Source organism: Pseudomonas sp. SWRI179 (assembly GCF_014268705.1).
GTDB classification, from domain to species: Bacteria; Pseudomonadota; Gammaproteobacteria; order Pseudomonadales; family Pseudomonadaceae; genus Aquipseudomonas; species Aquipseudomonas zanjanensis.
This window is the reverse complement of the sequence record NZ_JABWRA010000107.1, coordinates 1-5,698: the sequence shown is the minus strand read 5'-3', so window position 1 is coordinate 5,698 and position 5,698 is coordinate 1. Positions and strand designations below refer to the sequence as shown.

At 61.8% G+C, this 5,698-nt stretch carries 7 protein-coding genes; 5 read left to right on the top strand and 2 right to left on the bottom strand.

Features of this window, described 5'->3' with window-relative positions; translation table 11 throughout:
- Positions 1-161 precede the first annotated feature (161 nt).
- Together HU767_RS28350 and HU767_RS28345 are read right to left on the bottom strand one after the other, a co-directional pair.
- On the bottom strand, positions 162-1,112 hold the full coding sequence (locus tag HU767_RS28350; RefSeq protein WP_186731094.1) for a PDR/VanB family oxidoreductase: 951 nt from the start codon (positions 1,110-1,112) through the stop codon (positions 162-164).
- Positions 1,109-2,194, bottom strand: coding sequence for an aromatic ring-hydroxylating dioxygenase subunit alpha (locus HU767_RS28345; protein WP_186705701.1), 1,086 nt, complete (start codon positions 2,192-2,194; stop codon positions 1,109-1,111). Before HU767_RS28345 ends, HU767_RS28350 begins: the two co-directional genes overlap by 4 nt.
- A gap of 279 nt (positions 2,195-2,473) precedes the next feature.
- On the opposite strand from HU767_RS28345, the gene HU767_RS28340 reads away from it, so the two are divergent.
- From HU767_RS28340 to HU767_RS28320, 5 genes are all read left to right on the top strand, one after another.
- A complete protein-coding gene (locus tag HU767_RS28340) occupies positions 2,474-2,899 on the top strand; it encodes a heme-binding protein (protein ID WP_186731093.1) in 426 nt (141 codons plus the stop codon).
- Positions 2,900-3,307: 408 nt separating this feature from the next.
- Positions 3,308-4,144 carry an AraC family transcriptional regulator gene (locus HU767_RS28335; RefSeq protein WP_186731092.1) on the top strand — a complete coding sequence of 279 codons (837 nt, stop codon included), beginning with the start codon at positions 3,308-3,310 and terminating at the stop codon, positions 4,142-4,144.
- A 54-nt stretch (positions 4,145-4,198) separates the two neighbouring features.
- Complete coding sequence (locus HU767_RS28330; RefSeq protein ID WP_186705698.1) at positions 4,199-4,801, top strand: LysE family translocator; 603 nt, start codon at positions 4,199-4,201, stop codon at positions 4,799-4,801.
- A gap of 121 nt (positions 4,802-4,922) precedes the next feature.
- Positions 4,923-5,249 carry a four-helix bundle copper-binding protein gene (locus HU767_RS28325; RefSeq protein WP_186705697.1) on the top strand — a complete coding sequence of 109 codons (327 nt, stop codon included), beginning with the start codon at positions 4,923-4,925 and terminating at the stop codon, positions 5,247-5,249.
- A gap of 244 nt (positions 5,250-5,493) precedes the next feature.
- Positions 5,494-5,698: hypothetical protein (locus HU767_RS28320; RefSeq protein WP_186731091.1), on the top strand; the 205-nt coding region annotated here is incomplete at its 3' end.

Genomic DNA, 5,698 nt, shown 5'->3' with positions numbered 1-5,698 from the left:
CGCTTGAGTGCGCAGCGCTCATCGCTTTTTTGGGGCCGCTGCGCGCCCCAGCGGGAGCAAGCTCCCTCGCCACAAAAGCTTTCCCAGCCATCACGGCACAGATTGATCCACGGTGAACACTGTGGAGCAAGCTCACCACAGGGTTCCGTGTTGTTCGGATGTTAGAGGTCGAGGACCAACACCGGTGTTTTCGACCTGGAGCAGCACGGGGTGAACTGGTCGTTGCAGGCCTGCTCAGCTTCGGTCAGAAACATGTCCCGATGTTCCGGCACACCTTCCAGTACCCGCGTCAGGCAGGTACCGCACACGCCTTGTTCACAGGAGATCGGGATCTCGATGCCGTGGCTCTCCAGCACCTGCACCACGCTGCGGTCCGCCGGTACGTCGAACACCTGGCCACTGCGGGCGAGCTTGACCGAAAAGCTGCCATCGGCGCGGGTGTCGGTGGGGGCGGCGGCGAAGTATTCGCGGTGCAGGCAGTCTTCCTGCCAGCCCTGGCTCTTGGCGGTGTCGAGGACGTGCTGCATGAAACCACCGGGTCCGCAGACGTAGAGGTGCAGGTCGTTATCGGGGGCGGCCAGGACCCTGGCGGCGTCCAGCAGGGTTTCGGGTTCTTCATCGAAATGCAGGAACACCCGGTCAGCGTAAGGGGACTGGCGCAGGCGTTCGACGAAGGCCGCACGGTCCCGTGAACGGGCGCAGTAATGCAACTCGAACGCCGCGCCGCTCTGGGCCAGGTGCTCGGCCATGCACAGGATCGGTGTAATGCCGATGCCGCCGGCAAATAGCAGGCTGCGCCGGGCGTGGGAAGCGAGCGAAAACAGGTTGCGCGGTTCACTGATGTGCAAGCGCATGCCGGGCTGGATCTGTTCGTGCAAGCTGCGCGAACCACCGCGGGACGCCGGGTCCCTGAGCACGCCGATGAGGTAGCGATGCCGTTCCTCGGGATGGTTGCACAGTGAGTACTGGCGAATCAGCCCGCCGGGCAAGTGCACATCGATATGGGCACCGGCGGTGAAGTCCGGCAATGGCTCGCCGTCGATTCGGCTCAGCTCGTAGCTGTAAATATCGAGGGCTTCGTTGTGTCGCGCCGTGACCTGGACTTCGATCATGGCCGTTGCTCCGCCAGTTGCGGCTGATGAGTGCTGGCGATCAACCCGGCTTGAGCCTCGCGCTCCCGTGCGATCCAGCGCTCCAGCACCCGCCGGGACTGCACGCCACCGGCATCGATGTTGAGCTTGAGCAGGTTGCGCTGTGGATGGTCCAGCAGGTTGCGCTGTTGGCGTTCGAGCATTTCCAGGTCTTCGCTGAAAATCTTGCCCTGGCCTTCGCGAATGGACGCGGTGAGGGCTTCATCCTGCGGCTGGAAATGCCGGGCCATGCCCCAGAAGTACCAAATCGAGGTCTCGGTTTCCGGTGTGATGAAATCCACCACGATGCTCGACGCCTTGAATTGCGGTGCAGCGTGATAGCCGCCATTGCCGGCATGGGCCACGCCCACTTCGATCAGTACGTGGCTGGGCGGGGTGAAACGGCAGATCTGCCAGCGATCCACCGGCACGTCATCGGCCAGGTTGTTGCCGCGCAAGGCCATGCGCCAGAACGGCGGGGCCATGATGTTTTCCATATGGCGAGCGGTGACTACTTCATCGCCCTCGACGGTGGTTACCGGCGGCGCTTCGTCGATTTCCTTCTGGCCGATGCTCGAGGCGTGGACGTAGGTTTCGTGGGTCAGGTCCATCAGGTTGTCGATCATCAGGCGGTAGTCGCACTGGATATGGAACAGGCCGCCACCGTAGGCCCATTCATCGCTTTCGGCCCACTCCAGATGATGGATTTGTGCCGGGTCGGCCAGCGCCTGGTCACCGGGCCAGACCCAAATGAAACCGTAGCGTTCCTGCACCGCAAAGGTCTTGTTGCAAGGGAATCCCCGTACCCGTTGCCCCGGCATCTCGACGGTCTTGCCATCACTGCCCATCACCAAGCCGTGATAGCCGCACACCAGATTGCCGTTTTCGACGTAGCCCAAGGAAAGCGGGGCGCCGCGGTGGGGGCAGAAGTCTTCCACGGCTGCGACCTTGCCTTCGTGCCCCCGGTAAAAAACCATCTTCTCACCACAGATCTGGCGACCCAGGGGTTTGTCGGCGATTTCATCGGGGGTGCAGGCAACGTACCAGGCGTTCTTGGGGTACATGACGGATCTCCAGGCGGATTGTTCTTGTTTGTGGATCCATTAACTCTCTTAACTAATTTGATTGTCAATGATTTTGCTGGGGGTTTGGACGATTGGTTGTGTTAGTGGATCCAATGGAGTGGGCGTAGGGGCTCGTGTCAGGCGCAGCGGGTCGCCAGCAACCGGGCTTCAATGAACTGCCGCAAGTGCGCTATGGTTCGCAGAACGAAAATTCCTCGACCTGCCGGGCGGGCGCTTGATTGTCTCGCGGGCTTGCTGTCGCACAACACGGAGTGATTCATGAAGACCAAAGCGGTACTCACTGAGCAGGACGTTGCGCAATTGCTGGTGGCGGCCAAGGAGCTGGCTCACCAGCGTCAATGGGCGGTGTCGGTGTGTGTGGTGGACGACGGTGGTCATCCCATCGGGCTGTTGCGCCTGGACGATGCCTCGCCGTTATCGGCCTATATCGCCACTGAAAAGGCGCGTACGGCCGCTATGGGGCGGCGTGACAGCAAGGTTTTCGAGGACATGATCAACGGTGGTCGTTACGCTTTCCTCAGCGCTCCGCACTTGCAGGGCATGCTTGAAGGCGGGGTGGCCATTCGTCATGACGGCCAATGCATTGGGGCTATTGGCGTGTCTGGGGTCAAGGCTGAGCAGGATGCGGAGTTGGCTCGTTTGGCGGTTGAGACCGTGTTGCCGGTGATTACGCCGGATGCTTGAAGCGGTCATGAAGCTATGGAATTCCCCTGTGGAGCAAGCTCGGCTCCCACAGGGATCGGCGGTGGACGCTGATCTTCTATTCGACCAAAAAACCATGTGGGAGCGAGCCTGCTCGCGAAGGCGGCAGCACATTCAGCATCGATGCAAGCAGGCCCGCCGCCATCGCGAGCAAGCTCGGCTCCCACAGGGATCGGCGGTGGACGCTGATCTTCTAAGTGACCAAAAAACCATGTGGGAGCGAGCCTGCTCGCGAAGGCGGCGGCACATTCAGCATCGATGCAAGCAGGCCCACCACCATCGCGAGCAAGCTCGGCTCCCACAGGGATCGCAGGCCTGCACAAATCTTCCAGACACACGCTTCTCCAGCAGTTAATCTGCCAAGAGCACATTCACCAAACGGGACAGGGCATGACGGCGCGCAACTGGATCGATCTCAAGCAGGACGCGACGTCCGGTATCGAGACCGTGCGCGCGCATTTCGAGGGGCATGCCTATGATCCCCATTGGCATGACACGTATCTGGTGGGCGTGACCGAGCAGGGCGTGCAACAGTTTCATTGCCGTCGCCAGCAACACAACAGCACGCCGGGCAAGGTGTTTCTGCTTGAGCCCGGTGAACTGCACGACGGTAATGCGCCCCATGACCACGGGTTTACCTACCGCACGTTGTACCTAGAACCTCAATGGCTGGAGCGCGAGTTGCGTTCGTTGTTCGACGAGGCACCGGACAACGCCCAACTGGGATTCGCCGCCACCCTGACCGACGATGCGCGGTTGGCGAGTGCCACGGCGTTGGCCTTCCAGAGCTTGCACGAGCAAGAGATCCGCATCGTGCGCCAGACGGCCCTCGATACCTTGTTGTCCAACCTGACCCAACACCTGCACTGGCGGGCACGGATCAACCCGGATCCGCGGCTGCCATTGGTGGCGCAGCAGGCCAGGGATTATCTGCACAGTCACCTGAGCGAAGACATCGGCCTGGATGACCTGGCCCGGGTCACCGGCGTGGACCGTTTCCGCTTGACCCGTGCCTTCAAGGCCGCTTTCGGCCTGGCGCCCCATGCTTATCTCATCCAGTTGCGCCTGGCCCGTGCCCGGCGCCTGCTGGCCGGTGGCGAGAGCGCCGTGGCGGTGGCGGCCATGCTCGGCTTTGCCGACCAAAGCCACTTGGGCCGCTGGTTCCAGCGTGCCTATCGCCTGAGCCCGGCGGACTACCGCAAGCGCTGCTCAATTGTTCCAGACTGACCAAAGCTTGGCGGGGATGATCAAGCGATCGATCCTTCACCGAGAAGTCGCTCCATGGACCAGTTACTGCCGTTTGCCTTGTTCGCGTTTGTCGCCTCCATCACCCCGGGCCCGACCAATATCCTGGTGCTGAGCCATAGCTCGCGCTTCGGCCTGGTAACCACCTTGCCGATCATCCTCGGTGCCTGTGCGGCAGCGGCCTTGCTGGTGCTTCTGGTCGGCACCGGATTAGGAGACGTGCTGGCGCGCCATGCCACGATTCAGACGCTGCTCTCATGGGCGGGCATCGCCTGGTTGAGCTGGATGGCCTGGCAGATTTTCCGCGCACCGGCCGAGGTCATCGACCCGGACCGTCCGGTCGAGGGGCCACGCTTGGGTCTGGCCGGGGCGGCTGGGTTGCAGTTGGTGAACCCGAAAACCTGGATGATGGCGTTGGCGGTGGTCAGCGTCTTCGCAGGGGCCGAGGCCGACCGTACCGTGCGGGTTCTGTGGTTGTCCCTGGCATTCTTCGCCATTTCGATCCCTTGCATGACTGTCTGGGCCTACCTGGGCCGGGGAGCCGCGCGCTTCTGCCGTTCCGCCGTGGCGATGGGGCGGTTCAATCGAGTCATGGCGGTGATGCTGCTGGTGTCGGCGTGGTTGACGCTGGTGGTCTGAGCGGCTGACAAAATTGTAATTTTTCTCTCGAAACCTCCGGATTGACGGCCGAGTCGGACCTTATACCGCCCCTGTTTTCATGAGCGGTAACCCCAATCGACCTTCGCAACAGGAGATTCCCATGAACAGTCGTTACGAGGCATGCATAGCCGAATGCATCGCCTGCGCCATGGCCTGTGAAACCTGCGCCGCAGCCTGCCTGCGTGAGCAGAGCGTACAGATGATGGCTAAGTGCATCGAGCTGGACCGTGACTGCGCCGACCTATGTCGGCTCGCGGCAACGCTCATGAAACGCGACAGCAGCGTCGCCGCCGAACTGTGCAACGTGTGCGCGGCAATTTGCCGGGCGTGTGGCGAGGAGTGTGGCAAACACGAACCGGCGCACTGCCAGGCGTGTGCAAAAGCTTGCCGGTCATGCGCCGAGGCGTGTGAGCGAATGGCCGCCTGATCGGCGTGGCCTGGCCAAGCGCTGGTCTTGGAGGACAAGCGCTTGGCCGGTCGCTATGGGGATGCGGGGGCCGATCCCACAACCCCTCCTTCGCCACGGCGTGACGTTCCTACGCGCCTCGCAACCCCTTGCAACGGTTGGATGGTTTAAAAAAGCGCGTGTTTTCGCGAGCATCGCAGGCGCTTCAGTTCAGTGCACCTTAGCATTTCGAACGCTCAATCGACCCCAAGGACGGAGGTCCATCATGTCCACTCAAGATACCCATATCGATTTTATCCAGGCCAGGCTGCCCATCTGGTTGAGGCGAGCGCTGCGAGCCCAACAGCAGCGCTTCAAGACCCTGACCCAACAATTGCAGCGCGACAGCGATGCGCTCAATGCCTTGACCAAGGACTTGCCCGCGCCCTATGACTTTACGCTCGACCTGCTTCAGGCCCAGCCGGAGGTGC